4 protein-coding genes and 3 pseudogenes are annotated in these 3,456 nt (G+C 67.4%); 6 read left to right on the top strand and 1 reads right to left on the bottom strand.

Going from position 1 to position 3,456, the window contains the following annotated elements:
* Positions 1–91 precede the first annotated feature (91 nt).
* Positions 92–322, bottom strand: a pseudogene (locus ACWD0Y_RS36360) (PRC-barrel domain-containing protein); the annotation flags it as partial.
* Positions 323–453: 131 nt separating this feature from the next.
* Between ACWD0Y_RS36360 and ACWD0Y_RS36355 the strand changes: the two are divergent.
* The 6 genes and pseudogenes from ACWD0Y_RS36355 to ACWD0Y_RS36330 all read left to right on the top strand — a co-directional run bounded on the left by ACWD0Y_RS36355 (position 454) and on the right by ACWD0Y_RS36330 (position 3,335).
* A pseudogene (locus ACWD0Y_RS36355) lies at positions 454–1,248 on the top strand (YihY/virulence factor BrkB family protein).
* A gap of 40 nt (positions 1,249–1,288) precedes the next feature.
* Positions 1,289–1,831, top strand: coding sequence for a phosphatase PAP2 family protein (locus ACWD0Y_RS36350; protein WP_450264529.1), 543 nt, complete (start codon positions 1,289–1,291; stop codon positions 1,829–1,831).
* Positions 1,832–1,911: 80 nt separating this feature from the next.
* Positions 1,912–2,154: a YegP family protein gene (locus ACWD0Y_RS36345; protein ID WP_450264528.1), complete on the top strand. Its 243-nt coding sequence runs from the start codon at positions 1,912–1,914 to the stop codon at positions 2,152–2,154.
* Positions 2,155–2,186: 32 nt separating this feature from the next.
* Positions 2,187–2,606 (top strand): phage holin family protein, encoded by a 420-nt coding sequence (locus ACWD0Y_RS36340; RefSeq protein WP_450264527.1) that lies wholly within the window; start codon positions 2,187–2,189, stop codon positions 2,604–2,606.
* Entirely contained in the window at positions 2,603–3,070 is a 468-nt protein-coding gene (locus tag ACWD0Y_RS36335; protein WP_450264526.1) for a DUF3618 domain-containing protein, read from the top strand. Before ACWD0Y_RS36340 ends, ACWD0Y_RS36335 begins: the two co-directional genes overlap by 4 nt.
* 8 nt (positions 3,071–3,078) lie before the next feature.
* Positions 3,079–3,335: pseudogene (locus ACWD0Y_RS36330) on the top strand (DUF4235 domain-containing protein).
* Positions 3,336–3,456 lie beyond the last annotated feature (121 nt).

Here is a 3,456-nt window from a genome sequence, read left to right as displayed (position 1 = left end):
GAAACAGCACCCACAACTCCTCCGGCACCAACCGCTCCACCAGATCCGTCATGCACGGATCAACGAATGATCACGCCATAAGAAACGATGTCTTAATCTTGTCCTTGGCAAAGGGAACCTCGAGGTGGTCCTCGACCACGGTGGCGTCCTTGATGGGGACGAAGGACTCGTTCATGCCGAATATGCCGGTCTTGATGCTGACCCATTCCGGCTGGCCGGTGGCGTCGTCGAGGAAGACATGCTTGGCCTCGCCGAGCTTGTTCCCGTCGGAGTCGTAGACCGGGTGGTCGAGTGCAGAGGGGATCTGATCCTGGGTGATCATATTCACTCCCTTTACATAGATATCTACCCTTTGGTCGTTTTTAGGCCTCCCCCCCGTGGGTCGCACGCAACCGGCCCATCCCGCCAGGTTTGGCGGTGCATGGGGCAGGCGTGGGTGGAAAGCCGCCGGGTATTACACGTACACCGAAACCAGAGCACGGTGACGACCGCGGGCCCACTGCGGGCGGGGCCGGGAGTGTGGGTCCCGATGAGCAGGTTGAGGAGCGGGCGCCGGATCAGCTTTCGGAGATGCCGAAACGGTCATGGGTGGCAGTGCTGCGCGGCACAACGACGAGTTCACCGACCGGGCCGCAGCTCTCACCTACTACGGCGTGCTGGCTCTCTTCCCGGCCCTCCTGGTGCTCGTGTCGCCCGAGGGACGCCCGGTGTGGAAGGTCCTGCCACTGCGGTTGGCTGACCGTCATGCTGATGATCCTGGCCGTGGTCAGCGCGCCAATCGTGCTCTTCACCGGCGGGTTGGGCCGCCAGGCGGGCGCCGCCCTCGGTATCGGTGACAGCGCGCAGACGGTGTGGTCGATCGCGAAGTGGCCGGTCCTGGTCCTCCTCGTCACGATCATGATCGCGATCCTGTACTGGGCGGCCCCCAACGCCAAGGGTCGCGGCTTCAAGTGGGTCACCCCCGGCAGTTTCCTGACGCTGGTGATCTGGATGCTCGCCTCGGCCGGCTTCGCGTTCTACGTAGCGAACTTCGGCTCCTACAACAAGACGTACGGCACCCTCACCGGAGTGATCATCTTCCTGGTGTGGCTGTGGATCACGACTCTGGCGATCCTGCTCGGTTTGGAGTTCGATGCCGAGATGGCCCGCCAGCGTGCGGTCGTCGGCGGGCATCCCGAGGGTGAGGAGCCCTACGTCGAGCCCCGCGACACCCGCGAGTGGAGCGATAAAGACCGCCGCCTGGAGTGATCACTGTGTGGAGGCGCTGCGGGCGGGCAAGGGTCACGGCATGGGAATTGTGATGGCGCTGCGCGACGGCGATCACTGGCTGACCCGGCGGATGGCCGCGTGGGACTCCGACTGGGCCCGTGAGCTCCTGCCGCCGGTCGAGGAAGCGGCCGAGCACACGAAGCTGTGGTGGGCCGCCGCCGTGGCCATGGCGGCCGGCGGCGGATGGAGGGGCCGCAAAGCGGCAGCCGCCGGAATCACGGCCATGGCGGTGGCGGAATTGCTGTCCAACGGGGTCGTGAAACAGCTCGTGGAGCGGCGCCGGCCGCCGAAGGAGTGGATCCCGCACGACGATGTCGAGGACCGGCCCGATAGCTCCTCCTTCCCCTCTGGTCATACCGCGGCCGCCGTCGCGTTCACGGCTGCCGTCGCGCCCTCTTGGCCGTGGGCGGGTGCCGCGTGCGCCGTACCGGCAGTGCTGGTGGCGATCGAGCGGGTCCACAGCGGAGCGCACTACCCCTCCGACGTCACCGTCGGCGCCGCCATCGGTCTGACTGCGGCCGCTCTCGTACGGGCGACGCCCCGCATTCTTCTGCGCCGCTGAGGCTGACCCGACTGGCTGGCGGGTCGCGGGGTACGCGCCGTGACAGCGGCGTGCACATTTCAACCAGGGAGGGGTCTGCCATGGCGGCTCGTTTCGAGGTCCGGCACCAGCCGGGCAAGGGGTATCACTTCGTTCTGATCGCAACGAACGGGCAGGTCATCGCGACCAGCGAGCACTACGAGAGCCATCGCGCCTGCCTGGACGGCATCGACTCCGTCAAACGCAACGCCGACTCCCCGTCCAAGACACCACCGGTACCAATTCGGGCCGCTGACCGGCGCGGCACCGCACAGACAACACGAATGGCAGCCATCGCGCCATAACGCACCAAGCATGCGGAGAAGGTGAAGAGCAGATGAGCGCCGTTGGACGGCACCCGGGCCACGGCATTCCTGAGGAATCGGTGGGCGACCTCGTATCGCGGGCATCGCAGCAGATTTCGGAGCTGGTCCGTGAAGAGATGCAGCTGGCTCGGGCGGAGATGACCCAGAAGGGCAAACGCTTCGGTGTGGGCGGCGGCCTGTTCGGCGGGGCCGGCCTGGTCGGCATCCTCGCCGCGCAGGCTCTGGTCGGCGCCGTGATCACAGCCCTCGCGCTGCTCCTCCCGGTGTGGGCCTCGGCTCTGATCATCGCCGCCCTGCTGGCGGCCGTCGCAGCCGGGATGGCCGCGGCCGGGAAGAAGCAGATCGCCGAGGCCGGCACCCCCGCACCCGAGCAGGCCATCAACAGCGTCAAGGCCGACGTGGCCGAGATCAAGGAGGCATCACACCGATGAGCACCCCTTCCCAGGGCGACAAGGACGCCGCGCCCACTCCCGAGGAGCTGCGTGAGCAGGTTGAGCACACCCGCGACGAGCTCGGCCAGACCGTGGAGGCGCTGGCGGCCAAGGCCGACGTCAAGGCGCAGGCCAAGGAGAAGGCAGCCGAGATCAAGGAGCAGGCCGCCGAGAAGGCCACCCTCGTCGGCGACCAACTCCGGGAGAAGGCGGCGCACGCCGCTCAGTTGGTCAAGGACAAGACCCCCGATCCGCTTCTGGACAAGGCCGCTCACGCCGCGGCCCAGGTACGCGACACCGCGGCCCGCGCCGGACAGCTTGCCGCGGAGAAGACCCCAGATCCGGTCCGTGAGAAGGCCGAGTCGGCCGCGTCCATGGCGAAGGCCAACCGCACGCCGCTGATCGCCGCGGCCGTCGCGTTCGTCGTCTTCCTGCTCCTGCGGCGCAGCCGGAGGCGCCGGTGAAGGCGCCGGTGAAGGCACCCAAGATCGCCTACAAGCCGGTCGGCCTGGCGCTCGGTGCCGCGAGCGGCATGATCGCCGACGCGGCGTTCAAGCAGGCGTAGAAGATGATCAACCACGACGATGATGCCCCCGACGCCACCGATGAGCACCGCACCTGGCAGGAGGTCCTGCTCGCCGCAGCCTTGCAGGGTGCGATCTTCGCGGTCTTCAAGGCGGCCGTCGACCGGGCCGGTGCCGCCGCCTGACCGGCACTTGGCCCGGCTGAACCGTCCAAGGGCGGCGCCCGCCCCGAGAGCCCGCCCCCCCCCGCCCGAAAAAAAGGAGAAAAAAGTGGCCGCAGATAGGAAGAGCGGCGGGGAGGGAAAAAGTGGTTTGAAAAAAGTGTA

The organism is Streptomyces altiplanensis, assembly GCF_053591575.1.
This window is presented reverse-complemented; position numbering and strand designations above follow the sequence as displayed.

Bases quoted from the DNA above. Each gene is read 5' to 3' on its own strand.
- ACWD0Y_RS36350 (WP_450264529.1), top strand. From the start codon at position 1,289: ATGGGAATTGTGATGGCGCTGCGCGACGGCGATCACTGGCTGACCCGG.
- ACWD0Y_RS36345 (WP_450264528.1), top strand. From the start codon at position 1,912: ATGGCGGCTCGTTTCGAGGTCCGGCACCAGCCGGGCAAGGGGTATCAC.
- ACWD0Y_RS36340 (WP_450264527.1), top strand. From the start codon at position 2,187: ATGAGCGCCGTTGGACGGCACCCGGGCCACGGCATTCCTGAGGAATCG.
- ACWD0Y_RS36335 (WP_450264526.1), top strand. From the start codon at position 2,603: ATGAGCACCCCTTCCCAGGGCGACAAGGACGCCGCGCCCACTCCCGAG.